We start from the raw sequence: 15,009 nt of genomic DNA on the forward strand, positions 1-15,009 counted from the left end.
AGTGTATTACTGGGGAATAAGTATGGGTGGTATTAGCATTTGGCAGTTATTGATTATCGTCGTGATCGTGGTGCTGCTTTTCGGAACGAAAAAGCTGAGCTCTCTGGGGTCTGACCTGGGTTCCTCCATCAAGGGCTTCAAAAAAGCCATGAATGATGACGAAGAGGAAAAAAAGGATAAGACCGCGCAGGATGCAGATTTCACTGCAAAATCCATTGCGGACAAGCAGGAAAGTGCTAAGAAAGACGAAGCGAAAAATCACGATAAAGAGCAGGTATAATTCGTGTTCGATATTGGTTTTAGTGAGCTACTACTGATATTCGTGATTGGCCTCATCGTTCTGGGGCCAAAACGGTTGCCTGTAGCGGTCAAAACGGTGGCTGGCTGGGTTCGCGCGCTGCGTTCGCTGGCGGCGACTGTGCAAAATGAGCTTACTCAGGAACTTAAGCTTCAGGAATTTCAGGACAGCCTGAAGAAGGTTGAGAAAGCCAGCCTCGAAAACCTGACGCCCGAACTGAAAGCGTCAATGGATGAGCTGCGCGAAGCGGCTGAATCCATGAAGCGCACATACAGTAGTAACGATCCCGAAAAGGCGAGCGACAACGCTAACACTATCCATAATCCGGTCGTAAAAGGGTCCGCCGAACAGCGTGAAGGCGTTACCCCGTCAACGGCTGAGCATCAGGCGAGCGCTGAAGAAACTGCGCCGCAAGCTGAAGCAGAAGCGGTAGTGAAAACGACGGAAACCCAACCGACTGAAGCGTCGGAAGAGGTGAAAGTGACGGTCGCGCCAGCTCCGGCATCCTCTCCCGTATCAAGTGATAAAGCGTAAAACATGGGCGTAGAAGATACTCAACCGCTGATCTCGCATCTGATTGAGCTGCGTAAGCGTCTGCTCAACTGCATCATCGCGGTCTTTTTGATTTTTCTGGCGTTAGTCTATTTCGCCAACGATATCTATCAACTGGTCTCTGCGCCGTTGATTAGCCATATGCCGCAGGGCGCAACGATGATTGCGACAGACGTCGCGTCACCGTTTTTCACCCCGATCAAACTGACCTTCATGGTGTCGGTGATTTTGTCCGCGCCAGTGATTTTGTATCAGGTGTGGGCATTCATCGCGCCAGCATTGTATAAACACGAGCGCCGACTGGTTGTGCCGTTGCTGGTCTCCAGTACGCTGTTGTTTTACATCGGTATGGCTTTCGCCTATTTCGTGGTATTCCCGCTGGCGTTTGGCTTCCTGACGCATACGGCGCCGCAGGGCGTTCAGGTATCGACGGATATCAAAAGCTACCTCGACTTTGTCATGGCGTTGTTTATGGCGTTTGGCGTGTCGTTCGAGGTGCCGGTGGCTATCGTGCTGCTGTGCTGGGTAGGTATCACCACGCCAGAGGATTTACGCCGCAAGCGTCCTTATGTGCTGGTCGGCGCGTTTGTCGTTGGTATGCTGCTGACGCCGCCAGATGTCTTCTCACAGACGCTGCTGGCGATCCCGATGTATTGCCTGTTTGAAGTCGGGATATTTTTCTCGCGCTTCTATACCGGGAAACGACAAACTCGCGACGAAGATGCCGCCGCAGAAAATGCCGAACAGAATGAAGAATAAACAGCCGCCCGTCAGGGCGGTTGTCATATGGGAGCGCTGATGTTTGATATTGGGGTCAATCTAACCAGTTCGCAGTTTGCCAAAGATCGGGACGATGTGGTTGCCCGGGCGCAGGCGGCGGGCGTGACAGGAATGTTGCTGACCGGAACCAACCTGCATGAAAGCGAGCAGGCGCAGCAACTGGCGCAACGTTACGCTGGCTGCTGGTCAACGGCTGGGGTGCATCCGCACGACAGCAGCAGTTGGTCAGAGAGCGTCGCAGCGGCAATTCACCAGCTGGCACTGCAACCAGAAGTGGTGGCTATCGGGGAATGTGGTCTCGATTTCAACCGCAATTTTTCCACACCGCAGGAACAGGAGCGCGCCTTTAGTGCCCAACTGACGCTGGCGGCGGAACTGGCGATGCCAGTTTTCCTCCATTGCCGCGATGCGCACGAGCGCTTCCTGACGTTGCTGGAGCCGTGGCTGGATAAGCTGCCTGGCGCGGTGTTGCACTGTTTTACCGGTACACGTGAAGAGATGCAGGCGTGTCTGGATCGCGGACTCTTTATCGGTATTACAGGTTGGGTGTGCGATGAACGCCGTGGGCTGGAACTGCGCGAGATGCTGCCGTTGATCCCGGCGGAGCGTCTGTTGCTTGAAACCGATGCCCCCTATCTTCTGCCGCGCGACCTGACCCCGAAACCGGCTTCAAGGCGCAATGAGCCATTACATCTTGCGCATATTCTGGCGCGAGTGGCGCAATGGCGTGGAGAAGAGCAGGCATGGCTGGCATCGGTGACGGACAATAACGTCAGAACCCTTTTTGGTATTGCGTTCTGACTCAGACTTTGCGGAACTCGGTATTTTTCACGCTCTGCAGAACCTGTTGATTGAGAAAGTTGAGCAGCAGCATAGAACGCGCTTCGCCATCGGGCTCAGTGAAAATCGCCTTCAGGCCTTTAAAGGTGCCTTCGGTGATCTCAACACTATCGCCAGGCCAGGGTGTTTCAGGATCAGTAATCCCTTCCGGTTTATAGACCGAAAGCTGGTGGATGACCGTCGGAGGAACTACCGCAGGTTGCGTGCCGAATCGCACAAAATGGCTGACGCCGCGCGTGGCATTGATGGTTGTGGTATGAATAACCTCAGGATCGAACTCGACAAACAGGTAGTTTGGAAAAAGAGGCTCACTGACTGACGTCCGCTTACCACGTACGATTTTTTCCAGGGTAATCATCGGCGTCAGGCAATTCACAGCCTGGCGTTCCAGATGTTCCTGGGCACGCATAAGCTGCCCGCGCTTGCAGTACAGTAAATACCAGGCTTGCATAATCACTCTTTCCCGTTAATTCGGCCGCAAGCATAGCAAATGCCAGACCTGATCGCGAAGGGGATTATCACGGCGGGTGACAGCCGGGAGTGTGAGTTCACGCTAATTTAACAAAAATACAGCATCACGCAGGCGAACGCCGTATAATAACGCGCTGATAAAGAGGCCAGAACCTACTCCATGAAATACCACGACCTACGCGACTTTCTGACATTACTGGAGCAGCAGGGCGAGTTAAAACGCATCACGCTGCCGGTTGATCCTCATCTGGAAATCACCGAAATTGCTGACCGGACATTACGTGCCGGTGGTCCGGCGCTGCTGTTCGAAAACCCCAAAGGTTACAGCATGCCGGTGCTGTGCAATCTCTTTGGTACGCCCAAACGCGTGGCGATGGGGATGGGCCAGGAAGATGTCACTGCGCTGCGGGAAGTGGGTAAACTGCTGGCTTTTCTCAAGGAACCGGAGCCGCCAAAAGGCTTCCGCGATCTGTTTGATAAACTTCCGCACTACAAACAAGTGCTGAATATGCCGACCAAACGCCTGCGTGGGGCGCCTTGCCAGCAGAAGATCATCAGCGGCGATGACGTGGATTTAACTCGTATTCCGATCATGACCTGCTGGCCAGAAGATGCCGCGCCACTGATTACCTGGGGGCTGACGGTGACTCGCGGTCCACACAAAGAACGGCAAAATCTCGGTATTTATCGCCAGCAACTGATTGGTAAAAATAAACTGATCATGCGCTGGTTATCCCACCGTGGCGGCGCGCTGGATTTCCAGGAGTGGTGTGCGGCGCATCCGGGCGAACGCTTCCCGGTTTCTGTGGCATTAGGCGCGGACCCGGCGACCATCCTCGGCGCAGTGACGCCGGTCCCGGATACGCTGTCGGAATACGCTTTCGCTGGCCTGCTGCGCGGCACGAAAACCGAAGTCGTGAAGTGTATTTCTAACGAGCTTGAAGTCCCGGCCAGTGCGGAGATTGTGCTGGAAGGCTATATCGAGGCGGGTGAAATTGCGGCGGAAGGCCCTTATGGCGACCACACCGGTTACTACAATGAAGTCGATAATTTCCCGGTCTTTACAGTAACGCACATTACGCAGCGTGAAGACGCGATTTATCACTCGACCTACACAGGCCGCCCGCCAGATGAACCAGCGGTGTTGGGTGTGGCGCTGAATGAAGTCTTTGTTCCGATTCTGCAAAAGCAGTTTCCTGAAATTGTCGATTTTTATCTGCCGCCGGAAGGGTGCTCTTACCGCATGGCGGTGGTGACGATGAAAAAACAGTACGCCGGTCACGCTAAGCGCGTCATGATGGGCGTCTGGTCATTTTTACGGCAGTTTATGTACACCAAGTTCGTGATCGTTTGCGATGATGACGTGAATGCGCGTGACTGGAATGATGTGATTTGGGCGATCACCACCCGTATGGATCCGGCACGGGATACGGTGCTGGTGGAAAACACGCCAATAGATTATCTGGATTTTGCCTCGCCGGTTTCCGGTTTGGGCTCAAAAATGGGGCTGGATGCCACGAATAAATGGCCTGGCGAAACCCAGCGTGAATGGGGACGTCCGATTAAAAAAGATCCCGAGGTGACGGCGCGTATCGACGCCATCTGGGATGAACTGGCTATCCTGAAGAACGGTAATACACCCTGAACGACCGTTTTACCTAACAGACCCGACAGAGGGAGCGCATGACAACCTTAAGCTGTAAAGTGACCTCGGTAGAAGCCATCACCGATACCGTATATCGCGTTCGTTTAGAACCAGAGGCGGATTTCTCCTTTCGCGCCGGTCAGTATCTGATGGTCGTGATGGATGAGCGCGACAAGCGTCCGTTCTCAATGGCGTCATTGCCTTCCGAACATCGGTTTATTGAACTGCACATTGGGGCGTCTGAGATCAATCTGTATGCCATGGCGGTGATGGATCGCATTCTGAAAGAGCGTGAAGTGCTGGTCGATATTCCACATGGCGATGCCTGGCTGCGTGAAGATGACGAAAAGCGTCCGCTGATCCTGATTGCCGGGGGAACGGGCTTCTCCTACGCGCGTTCAATTCTGCTGACGGCGCTGGAGCAGAACCCGGACCGCGACATCACCATTTACTGGGGCGGCCGTGAAGAAAAACACCTCTACGATCTCTCTGAGCTGGAAGCGTTATCAGTGACTCATCCTAATCTGCGCGTTGAAGCGGTGGTTGAACAGCCGGAAGAAGGCTGGCGTGGGCGTACAGGTACGGTGCTGACGGCTGTGCTGCAGGATCATGGTACGCTGGCGGAGCATGATATCTATATCGCCGGGCGTTTTGAGATGGCGAAAATTGCCCGCGACCTGTTCTGTAATGAACGTAATGCGCGTGAAGACCGCCTGTTTGGCGATGCGTTTTCGTTTATTTAGGTAAAAAACCCGCCCCTGACAGGCGGGAAGAACGGCAACTAAACTCTCTCTTCGCCATTGTCACCATAGCTGTGTTGGCTGCGTTCATTCACCCGAATCACTTACTTATGTAAGCTCATCGGGATTCGTTCACTTGCCGCCTTGCTATGGCACCAATGGCTTTGAGATAGCGCTCCGATGCTGCTTCGCATCGTTGCGTTCTCATACGTTATTACACTCTTTCAAACACCGTCGCGATCCCCTGACCTAACCCGATGCACATCGTTGCCAGACCGAACTGGGCGTCCTGACGTTCCATCAGGTTAATCAGCGTGGTGCTGATGCGGGCGCCGGAACAACCGAGGGGATGGCCGAGAGAGATGGCACCGCCGTTGAGGTTGATCTTCTCGTCAATCTGCTCCATCAGACCGAGATCTTTAATACACGGCAGGATCTGTGCGGCGAACGCTTCGTTCATCTCAAACAGATCAATATCACTGGTGGAAAGCCCCGCTTTTTTCAGCGCCAGTTTTGACGCCGGAACCGGACCGTAACCCATAATTGAGGGATCGCAGCCGACAACCGCCATTGAACGAATACGCGCGCGGGGTTTCAACCCCAGCTCGCGGGCGCGGCTCTCGCTCATCACCAGCATCGCGGCGGCGCCATCGGAAAGGGCGGAAGAGGTGCCAGCGGTGACGGTACCGTTCACCGGATCAAACGCCGGTTTCAGGGCCGCCAGTGCTTCAACTGTGGTTTCCGGGCGGATCACTTCGTCGTAGTTAAACTGCTTCAGTACGCCATCAGCGTCGTGACCGCCGGTGGGGATAATTTCGCTTCTGAATGCGCCAGACTGCGTGGCGGCCCAGGCACGGGCGTGAGAGCGTGCAGCAAACGCATCCTGCATCTCGCGGCTGATGCCATGCAGACGAGAGAGCATTTCCGCCGTCAGACCCATCATGCCTGCGGCTTTTGCCACATTGCGGCTGAGACCCGGATGGAAATCAACACCGTGGCTCATCGGCACATGACCCATATGCTCGACGCCGCCAATCAGGCATGTCTGCGCATCGCCGGTCATAATCATGCGCGCGGCATCATGCAATGCCTGCATCGACGATCCGCACAGGCGGTTCACGGTGACAGCCGGAACGGAATGCGGGATTTCTGCCAGCAACGCGGCGTTACGGGCGATGTTAAACCCCTGCTCCAGTGTCTGCTGCACACAACCCCAATAAATATCGTCAATGGCCGTGGCATCCAGCGCCGGATTGCGCGACAGCAGGCTGCGCATCAGATGCGCGGAAAGATCTTCCGCGCGGACATGGCGGAATGCGCCGCCTTTTGAACGGCCCATCGGGGTACGAATTGCATCAACAATAACAACCTGTTCCATCGTGACTCCTTAAGCCGTTTTCAGCTCACCCACCGGGCGGGCAGGTTCAACCGGGGGATAGTATGCTTCGTTATGACGCGCTTTATTGCGCAAGCCTTCCGGTGCCTGATACAGCGGGCCCAGATGCTCGTACTGTTGCGCCATATCGAGATATTTTGCGCTGCCGATCGTATCCAGCCAGCGGAATGCGCCGCCATGGAACGGAGGGAAGCCAAGACCATAAACCAGCGCCATATCCGCTTCTGCAGGGCTGGCGATAATGCCTTCTTCCAGACAGCGCACCACTTCGTTGACCATCGGGATCATCATGCGGGCGATAATCTCTTCATCGCTGAAGTCGCGCTTCGGTTGGCTGACGTCAGCCAGCAGGCTGTCCACGGACGGATCTTCTTCTTTCTTCGGCTTACCTTTGCTGTCAGCGGTATAGCGCCAGAAACCAAGACCGTTTTTCTGCCCGTAACGGCTGGCGTCGAACATGGCATCAATGGCGTCGCGATAATCTTTCTGCATCCGCTGCGGGAAACCGGCGGCCATCACGGCCTGTGCATGATGCGCGGTATCGATACCCACAACGTCGAGCAGATACGCCGGGCCCATCGGCCAGCCGAACTGTTTCTCCATCACTTTGTCGATTTTGCGGAAATCCGCGCCATCGCGCAGCAACTGGCTGAAACCGGCAAAGTACGGGAACAGCACGCGGTTAACAAAGAAGCCGGGGCAGTCATTCACCACAATGGGGGTTTTGCCCATTTTGCTGGCCCATGCCACCACTTTGGCGACCGTCGCGTCTGATGTTTTTTCGCCACGAATGACTTCGACCAGCGGCATGCGGTGCACCGGGTTAAAGAAGTGCATACCGCAGAAGTTTTCCGGGCGCTTCAGCGCGCCAGCCAGCTCCGAAATCGGAATGGTCGAGGTATTGGAGGCGAGAACGGTATCCGGGCGCACCTGATCTTCCGTCTCGGCCAGCACCGCTTTCTTCACTTTCGGGTTTTCCACCACCGCTTCGACCACCACATCGACGCGATCGAAACCCGCATAGTCGAGCGTCGGGTGAATGGTGGCGATCACGCCCGCCAGTTTCAGACCATCAATTTTGCCGCGCTCCAGCTGTTTGTTCAGCAGTTTGGCGGCCTCAGTCATGCCGAGCGTCAGCGACTTATCGTTGATATCCTTCATAATGACCGGCACACCTTTCCAGGCGGACTGGTAAGCAATCCCGCCACCCATGATCCCGGCGCCGAGCACGGCGGCCTGTTTCGGGGTGTCGGTATTTTTGGTCAGGTGCTTTGCCTGACCTTTTACGTATTGGTCGTTAAGGAAAATACCGACCAGCGCACGGGCCTCGGGAGTATGTGCCAGGGGCACGAAGCTCTGATTTTCCAGCTTCAGGGCTTCATCACGGCCAAATTTTGCCGCGGCTTCGATGGTTTTGACGGCGGTCATCGGTGCCGGGTAATGCTTGCCTGCGGTTTGCGCGACCATGCCTTTGGCGATGGTAAAACTCATTGCCGCTTCGATTTTGCTGAGTTTCAGCGGCTCAAGTTTCGGCTGGCGTTTCGCTTTCCAGTCGAGATCGCCATTAATGGCCTGATGCAGGATGGCGACCGCACCGTCACGCAGTTTCTCCGGTTTTACCACGCCATCGACCAGACCTATCTTCAGCGCCTGATCGGCACCCACGTCTTTCCCGGCGGCGATGATTTCGAGTGCGCTGTCCGCACCCAACAGACGCGGCATACGCACCGAGCCGCCAAAGCCCGGCATAATGCCCAGTTTTGTTTCCGGTAAACCGATACGCAGATCCGGCGTCGCCAGACGGTAGTCCGTCGCCAGCACGCATTCGCAGCCGCCGCCCAGCGCGTAGCCGTTAATGGCGGAAACGGTGGGGACCGGTAAATCTTCCAGACGGTTAAAGACGCTGTTAGCAAAATGCAGCCACTGGCTCAGTTGCTCCTGCGGGACCAGGAACAGGGACAAAAATTCGGTGATATCCGCACCGACGATGAACGCGGCTTTTTCGGAGCGCAGCAACAGCCCTTTTAAATGTTGTTGTTTTTCGAGCACGTCCAGCGCGTTGCCGAGGCTGGCAACGGTTGCGGTATCAAGTTTATTCACTGAGCCGGGGGCATCGAACACCAGTTCGGCAATGCCATCTTCCAGCCAGTTGAGGTACAGGGTGTCGCCTTTGTAGAGCATGTCAGTCTCCTGAATCCAGCAAAGTGATCTGGTCGTACCAGATGAGGCGAAGTGTGGATTTTATGTTAATAAATTGCAAATAAGTCTTTAAAGAAATGCCGCCTTGATCACGCTCGGCAGAAATCACGCAGCCAGAATGAGGTGTGCTAAGATGCGGAGACTTGAGGTAAAAAAATCAGAAGGGTAAAAGATGGAATCACTGGCCGCACTCTATAAAAATCATATCGTTACCTTACAAGAACGCACCCGTAATGTGCTGGAGCGTTTTAAGCTGGATGCACTCCTTATTCACTCTGGCGAGCTGTTCAATGTTTTCCTCGATGATCATCCCTATCCGTTTAAAGTTAACCCGCAATTTAAGTCCTGGGTGCCGGTAACGCAGGTGCCAAACTGCTGGCTGCTGGTGGATGGCGTTAATAAACCGAAACTGTGGTTTTATCTGCCGGTCGATTACTGGCACAACGTCGAGCCGCTGCCGACCTCTTTCTGGACAGAAGACGTAGACGTTATCGCGCTGCCGAAAGCCGATGGTATCGGCAGCCAGTTGCCTGCGGCTCGCGGCAACATCGCCTATATTGGGCCGGTCCCTGAGCGTGCGCTGGGTCTGGAGATTGCGGCCAATAACATCAACCCGAAAGGGGTGATCGATTACCTGCACTATTACCGCTCTTACAAAACCGACTATGAACTGGTCTGCATGCGTGAAGCGCAAAAAATGGCAGTTAACGGTCATCGCGCGGCGCACGAAGCGTTTCTGTCTGGCATGAGCGAGTTTGATATTAACCTCGCCTATCTGACCGCGACGGGTCACCGTGATACCGATGTTCCGTACAGCAACATCGTGGCGCTTAACGAACATGCTGCCGTGCTGCACTACACCAAACTGGATCACCGTGCCCCATCGGAACTGCGTAGCTTCCTGCTGGATGCGGGGGCGGAATACAACGGTTACGCAGCGGATCTTACCCGGACCTGGGCGGCGAACGGGGACAACGATTTCGCGCAACTGGTGAAAGATGTGAACGACGAGCAACTGGCGCTGATCGCGACGATGAAAGCCGGGACCAGCTATGTGGATTACCATATCCAGTTCCATCAGCGCATTGCGAAGCTGCTGCGTAAACACAAGATTGTCACCGACATGAGCGAAGAGGCGATGGTGGAAAATGACCTTACCGGGCCGTTTATGCCGCACGGTATCGGCCATCCGCTGGGATTGCAGGTCCATGACGTCGCCGGGTTTATGCAGGATGATACCGGTACGCATCTGGCTGCGCCGTCGAAATATCCATACCTGCGCTGCACTCGCGTGCTGCAACCGCGCATGGTGCTGACCATCGAGCCGGGGATCTACTTCATCGAATCGCTGCTGGCGCCGTGGCGCGAAGGACAGTTCAGTAAGCACTTTAACTGGCAGAAAATCGACGCGCTGAAGCCGTTCGGCGGTATCCGCATTGAAGATAACGTCGTGATCCACGAGAACAGCATCGAGAACATGACACGAGATCTGAAGCTGGCGTAATGGACAGTTGGTTAATTCCGGCCGCGCCGGTGACGGTAGTTGAAGAGATCAAAAAGAGCCGCTTCATTACGCTTCTCGCCCATACCGAGGGCGTTGAGGCGGCAAAAGCGTTTGTTGAATCTGTCAGGGCGGAACACCCGGAGGCTCGTCACCATTGCGTGGCGTGGGTCGCTGGCGCACCTGACGATTCGCAACAACTGGGTTTCTCTGACGACGGCGAACCGGCGGGAACGGCCGGTAAACCGATGCTGGCGCAGCTGATGGGCAGCGGTGTCGGCGAAATTACGGCTGTCGTCGTGCGTTACTATGGCGGCATTTTGTTGGGTACCGGCGGTTTAGTGAAAGCCTACGGCGGGGGCGTCAGCCAGGCGTTGCATCAACTGACGACGCTGCGCAAGACGCCGTTGACCGAATATACTTTGCAGTGTGAGTATGGGCAGTTAGCGGGTGTTGAGACGCTGTTGGGGCAGTTTTCCGGCAAGGTTGTCAGCAGTGATTTTCAGGCTTCCGTACGACTACGCGTTGCGCTTCCACAGTCCGAACTGGTGGCGTTTACAGCAAAGCTTGCTGATTTTAGTCGTGGTTCGTTGCATTTGCGGAATATTGACGAATAATCCCCACCTGACTTTTTTGCATATCAAAGGAAGCGGCAGAGATGCATTTTCGCGCCATAACCCGAATCGTAGGACTTCTGGTCATTCTGTTTTCGGGAACGATGATTGTTCCTGGACTGGTGGCGCTGATTTATCGTGATGGTGCGGGCCGGGCCTTTACGCAGACGTTTTTTGTCGCGCTGGCGATCGGGTCAATGCTGTGGTGGCCGAACCGTCGCGAGAAAGGTGAACTGAAATCCCGTGAAGGGTTTCTGATTGTTGTCCTGTTCTGGACCGTACTGGGGAGTGTCGGTGCGTTACCTTTCATCTTCTCCGAACAACCGAACCTGACGGTGACGGATGCGTTCTTTGAATCCTTTTCCGGACTAACGACAACGGGCGCCACCACGCTGGTGGGGCTGGATTCTCTCCCGCATGCCATTCTCTTTTATCGCCAGATGCTGCAGTGGTTTGGCGGCATGGGGATCATTGTGCTGGCGGTGGCGATACTCCCGATACTGGGTGTCGGGGGGATGCAGTTGTATCGCGCCGAAATGCCCGGGCCGCTGAAAGACAACAAGATGCGGCCACGTATTGCCGAAACAGCGAAAACGCTGTGGCTGATTTACGTACTGCTGACGGTGGCGTGTGCGGTGGCGTTGTGGTTTGCGGGTATGCCCGCCTTTGACGCCATTGGGCACAGTTTTGCCACCATCGCCATTGGTGGTTTCTCCACACATGACGCCAGCGTGGGCTACTTTGCCAGCCCAACCATCAACACCATCATCGCCATCTTCTTACTGATCTCCGGGTGTAACTATGGCCTGCATTTTTCGCTGCTGAGTGGTCGCAGCCTGAAGGTGTACTGGCGGGATCCGGAGTTCCGCATGTTTATCGGCGTTCAACTGACGCTGGTGTTTATCTGCACGCTGGTGTTGTGGTTCCACGATGTCTATAACTCGGCGATGACGACGCTGAATCAGGCCTTTTTCCAGGTGGTTTCGATGGCGACGACGGCAGGCTTTACGACGGACAGCATCGCCAGATGGCCGCTCTTCCTGCCAGTACTGTTGCTCTGCTCGGCGTTTATCGGTGGTTGCGCTGGATCGACGGGCGGCGGTCTGAAGGTGATCCGTATTCTTTTGCTGTTTAAGCAGGGCAACCGTGAACTGAAACGTCTGGTGCATCCGAATGCGGTTTACAGTATTAAGCTTGGCAACCGCGCGCTGCCGGAGCGGATCCTCGAAGCGGTATGGGGATTCTTCTCTGCCTATGCGCTGGTGTTCATCGTCAGCATGCTGGCGATCATCGCCACGGGGGTGGATGACTTCTCCGCCTTTGCCTCCGTGGTCGCGACGCTCAACAACCTTGGGCCGGGTCTCGGTGTCGTAGCGGATAACTTTGCTAGTATGAACCCTGTCGCTAAATGGATTCTGATTGCCAACATGCTGTTTGGTCGTCTGGAGGTCTTTACACTGCTGGTTCTGTTTACCCCAACATTCTGGCGCGAATAACAGGAGTGCTCGTTGAAAACGTTAATTCTTTTCTCTACCCGCGATGGACAAACGCGGGAGATTGCGTCTTTTCTTGCTTCAGAATTGAAAGAACTTGGGGTTGAGGCCGATGCGGTGAACCTGCATCGCGTCGATGACATTCCCTGGGAACATTATGATCGTGTGGTCATTGGGGCATCTATCCGCTACGGGCATTTCCATTCCGCAGTAGAGCGTTTTGTGAAAAAGAACCTCAGACACCTGCAGGCGGTACCGAGCGCGTTTTACTCGGTTAACCTTGTGGCCCGTAAGCCGGAGAAACGTTCTCCGCAGACGAATAACTATACGCGTAAGTTTCTGTTGCGCTCACCGTGGCAGCCAACACGATGCGCGGTCTTTGCCGGGGCGCTGCGTTACCCGCGCTATCGTTGGTATGACCGGATGATGATCCGCTTAATCATGAAGATGACTGGCGGCGAAACGGATGTGCATAAAGAAGTGGTGTATACCGACTGGGATCAGGTTTCTCAATTTGCCCGGGAAATCGCTCAGATGGTAGACAAGTCGCGCTATAATTAAACGTGTTGCCTGGAAATTGAGCGAACGAAAAGTTTTTTTGAATTTCCTCTTGTCACCTCAGAATTACTCCCTATAATGCGCCTCCACTGACACGGCACAACGGCAAACACACCGGCCTGTCAGGTGAAGTTAAACGAAATAACATGTTGACTTCACGGAGGGAGAGCGTAATATACGCCACCTCGCGACAGTGCGCTGTAAGCCGCGTCGCAACTGCTCTTTAACAATTTATCAGACAATCTGTGTGGGCACTCGGAGTGACATGGATTCTTAAACGTCTTCGGACGAAAAATGAATACCAAGTCTCAAAGAGTGAACACGTAATTCATTACGAAGTTTAATTCTTAGAGCATCAAACTTGAATTGAAGAGTTTGATCATGGCTCAGATTGAACGCTGGCGGCAGGCCTAACACATGCAAGTCGAGCGGCAGCGGGGGAAAGCTTGCTTTCCCGCCGGCGAGCGGCGGACGGGTGAGTAATGTCTGGGAAACTGCCTGATGGAGGGGGATAACTACTGGAAACGGTAGCTAATACCGCATAACGTCTTCGGACCAAAGTGGGGGACCTTCGGGCCTCATGCCATCAGATGTGCCCAGATGGGATTAGCTAGTAGGTGGGGTAACGGCTCACCTAGGCGACGATCCCTAGCTGGTCTGAGAGGATGACCAGCCACACTGGAACTGAGACACGGTCCAGACTCCTACGGGAGGCAGCAGTGGGGAATATTGCACAATGGGCGCAAGCCTGATGCAGCCATGCCGCGTGTATGAAGAAGGCCTTCGGGTTGTAAAGTACTTTCAGCGGGGAGGAAGGTGTTGTGGTTAATAACCGCAGCAATTGACGTTACCCGCAGAAGAAGCACCGGCTAACTCCGTGCCAGCAGCCGCGGTAATACGGAGGGTGCAAGCGTTAATCGGAATTACTGGGCGTAAAGCGCACGCAGGCGGTCTGTCAAGTCGGATGTGAAATCCCCGGGCTCAACCCGGGAACTGCATCCGAAACTGGCAGGCTTGAGTCTTGTAGAGGGGGGTAGAATTCCAGGTGTAGCGGTGAAATGCGTAGAGATCTGGAGGAATACCGGTGGCGAAGGCGGCCCCCTGGACAAAGACTGACGCTCAGGTGCGAAAGCGTGGGGAGCAAACAGGATTAGATACCCTGGTAGTCCACGCCGTAAACGATGTCGACTTGGAGGTTGTGCCCTTGAGGCGTGGCTTCCGGAGCTAACGCGTTAAGTCGACCGCCTGGGGAGTACGGCCGCAAGGTTAAAACTCAAATGAATTGACGGGGGCCCGCACAAGCGGTGGAGCATGTGGTTTAATTCGATGCAACGCGAAGAACCTTACCTGGTCTTGACATCCACGGAAGTTTTCAGAGATGAGAATGTGCCTTCGGGAACCGTGAGACAGGTGCTGCATGGCTGTCGTCAGCTCGTGTTGTGAAATGTTGGGTTAAGTCCCGCAACGAGCGCAACCCTTATCCTTTGTTGCCAGCGGTCCGGCCGGGAACTCAAAGGAGACTGCCAGTGATAAACTGGAGGAAGGTGGGGATGACGTCAAGTCATCATGGCCCTTACGACCAGGGCTACACACGTGCTACAATGGCATATACAAAGAGAAGCGACCTCGCGAGAGCAAGCGGACCTCATAAAGTATGTCGTAGTCCGGACTGGAGTCTGCAACTCGACTCCACGAAGTCGGAATCGCTAGTAATCGTGGATCAGAATGCCACGGTGAATACGTTCCCGGGCCTTGTACACACCGCCCGTCACACCATGGGAGTGGGTTGCAAAAGAAGTAGGTAGCTTAACCTTCGGGAGGGCGCTTACCACTTTGTGATTCATGACTGGGGTGAAGTCGTAACAAGGTAACCGTAGGGGAACCTGCGGTTGGATCACCTCCTTACCTGAAAGAACCTGCCT

General features: G+C 54.7%; 13 protein-coding genes and 1 rRNA gene. 11 read left to right on the forward strand and 3 right to left on the reverse strand.

Annotated elements, in window-relative coordinates:
* Window positions 1-22: 22 nt before the first annotated feature.
* The 4 genes from tatA to tatD are packed head-to-tail and all read left to right on the forward strand — an operon-like array spanning window position 23 to window position 2,431.
* A complete protein-coding gene (gene tatA / locus AOY23_RS20065; RefSeq protein WP_054181025.1) occupies window positions 23-280 on the forward strand; it encodes a Sec-independent protein translocase subunit TatA in 258 nt (85 codons plus the stop codon).
* Window positions 281-283: 3 nt separating this feature from the next.
* Entirely contained in the window at window positions 284-832 is a 549-nt protein-coding gene (gene tatB / locus AOY23_RS20070; protein WP_054181026.1) for a Sec-independent protein translocase protein TatB, read from the forward strand.
* 3 nt (window positions 833-835) lie between these two features.
* A complete protein-coding gene (tatC, locus tag AOY23_RS20075) occupies window positions 836-1,609 on the forward strand; it encodes a Sec-independent protein translocase subunit TatC (RefSeq protein ID WP_054181027.1) in 774 nt (257 codons plus the stop codon).
* Between the two features lie 39 nt (window positions 1,610-1,648).
* Window positions 1,649-2,431, forward strand: a complete 783-nt coding sequence (gene tatD, locus AOY23_RS20080) for a 3'-5' ssDNA/RNA exonuclease TatD (protein WP_152958649.1) — start codon at window positions 1,649-1,651, stop codon at window positions 2,429-2,431.
* A 1-nt stretch (window position 2,432) separates the two neighbouring features.
* Here the strand turns inward: tatD and rfaH are convergent, their stop codons facing one another.
* Window positions 2,433-2,921, reverse strand: coding sequence for a transcription/translation regulatory transformer protein RfaH (gene rfaH, locus AOY23_RS20085; protein ID WP_054181029.1), 489 nt, complete (start codon window positions 2,919-2,921; stop codon window positions 2,433-2,435).
* A 180-nt stretch (window positions 2,922-3,101) separates the two neighbouring features.
* On the opposite strand from rfaH, the gene ubiD reads away from it, so the two are divergent.
* Both ubiD and fre read left to right on the forward strand, forming a co-directional pair.
* Window positions 3,102-4,586 (forward strand): 4-hydroxy-3-polyprenylbenzoate decarboxylase, encoded by a 1,485-nt coding sequence (ubiD, locus tag AOY23_RS20090; protein ID WP_054181030.1) that lies wholly within the window; start codon window positions 3,102-3,104, stop codon window positions 4,584-4,586.
* A 38-nt stretch (window positions 4,587-4,624) separates the two neighbouring features.
* Entirely contained in the window at window positions 4,625-5,329 is a 705-nt protein-coding gene (gene fre, locus AOY23_RS20095) for an NAD(P)H-flavin reductase (RefSeq protein WP_054181031.1), read from the forward strand.
* A gap of 211 nt (window positions 5,330-5,540) precedes the next feature.
* Here fre and fadA read toward each other — a convergent pair whose 3' ends face one another.
* Window positions 5,541-6,704, reverse strand: a complete 1,164-nt coding sequence (gene fadA / locus AOY23_RS20100) for an acetyl-CoA C-acyltransferase FadA (protein ID WP_054181032.1) — start codon at window positions 6,702-6,704, stop codon at window positions 5,541-5,543.
* Between the two features lie 9 nt (window positions 6,705-6,713).
* Complete coding sequence (gene fadB, locus AOY23_RS20105) at window positions 6,714-8,903, reverse strand: fatty acid oxidation complex subunit alpha FadB (protein ID WP_054181033.1); 2,190 nt, start codon at window positions 8,901-8,903, stop codon at window positions 6,714-6,716.
* Between the two features lie 190 nt (window positions 8,904-9,093).
* Here fadB and pepQ point away from each other — a divergent pair, with 190 nt between their 5' ends.
* The 5 genes from pepQ to AOY23_RS20130 all read left to right on the forward strand — a co-directional run bounded on the left by pepQ (window position 9,094) and on the right by AOY23_RS20130 (window position 14,992).
* Window positions 9,094-10,425: a Xaa-Pro dipeptidase gene (gene pepQ, locus AOY23_RS20110; RefSeq protein ID WP_054181034.1), complete on the forward strand. Its 1,332-nt coding sequence runs from the start codon at window positions 9,094-9,096 to the stop codon at window positions 10,423-10,425.
* The gene (locus AOY23_RS20115; protein WP_054181035.1) at window positions 10,425-11,039 is read left to right on the forward strand and encodes an IMPACT family protein; all 615 of its coding nucleotides are present in this window, start codon (window positions 10,425-10,427) and stop codon (window positions 11,037-11,039) included. Before pepQ ends, AOY23_RS20115 begins: the two co-directional genes overlap by 1 nt.
* 41 nt (window positions 11,040-11,080) lie before the next feature.
* Window positions 11,081-12,532 (forward strand): Trk system potassium transporter TrkH, encoded by a 1,452-nt coding sequence (gene trkH / locus AOY23_RS20120; RefSeq protein ID WP_054181036.1) that lies wholly within the window; start codon window positions 11,081-11,083, stop codon window positions 12,530-12,532.
* A 12-nt stretch (window positions 12,533-12,544) separates the two neighbouring features.
* The gene (gene hemG, locus AOY23_RS20125; RefSeq protein WP_054181037.1) at window positions 12,545-13,090 is read left to right on the forward strand and encodes a menaquinone-dependent protoporphyrinogen IX dehydrogenase; all 546 of its coding nucleotides are present in this window, start codon (window positions 12,545-12,547) and stop codon (window positions 13,088-13,090) included.
* A 360-nt stretch (window positions 13,091-13,450) separates the two neighbouring features.
* A 16S ribosomal RNA gene (locus AOY23_RS20130) occupies window positions 13,451-14,992 on the forward strand.
* Window positions 14,993-15,009: the final 17 nt, after the last annotated feature.

Source organism: Trabulsiella odontotermitis (assembly GCF_001297775.1).
Lineage (GTDB): Bacteria > Pseudomonadota > Gammaproteobacteria > Enterobacterales > Enterobacteriaceae > Trabulsiella > Trabulsiella odontotermitis.

Excerpts from the sequence above, each read along its gene's own strand:
- rfaH (WP_054181029.1), bottom strand. The coding sequence starts at position 2,921 with ATGCAAGCCTGGTATTTACTGTACTGCAAGCGCGGGCAGCTTATGCGT.
- fadB (WP_054181033.1), bottom strand. The coding sequence starts at position 8,903 with ATGCTCTACAAAGGCGACACCCTGTACCTCAACTGGCTGGAAGATGGC.
- fadA (WP_054181032.1), bottom strand. The coding sequence starts at position 6,704 with ATGGAACAGGTTGTTATTGTTGATGCAATTCGTACCCCGATGGGCCGT.
- tatA (WP_054181025.1), top strand. The coding sequence starts at position 23 with ATGGGTGGTATTAGCATTTGGCAGTTATTGATTATCGTCGTGATCGTG.
- fre (WP_054181031.1), top strand. The coding sequence starts at position 4,625 with ATGACAACCTTAAGCTGTAAAGTGACCTCGGTAGAAGCCATCACCGAT.
- tatD (WP_152958649.1), top strand. The coding sequence starts at position 1,649 with ATGTTTGATATTGGGGTCAATCTAACCAGTTCGCAGTTTGCCAAAGAT.
- tatC (WP_054181027.1), top strand. The coding sequence starts at position 836 with ATGGGCGTAGAAGATACTCAACCGCTGATCTCGCATCTGATTGAGCTG.
- AOY23_RS20115 (WP_054181035.1), top strand. The coding sequence starts at position 10,425 with ATGGACAGTTGGTTAATTCCGGCCGCGCCGGTGACGGTAGTTGAAGAG.
- ubiD (WP_054181030.1), top strand. The coding sequence starts at position 3,102 with ATGAAATACCACGACCTACGCGACTTTCTGACATTACTGGAGCAGCAG.
- trkH (WP_054181036.1), top strand. The coding sequence starts at position 11,081 with ATGCATTTTCGCGCCATAACCCGAATCGTAGGACTTCTGGTCATTCTG.
- pepQ (WP_054181034.1), top strand. The coding sequence starts at position 9,094 with ATGGAATCACTGGCCGCACTCTATAAAAATCATATCGTTACCTTACAA.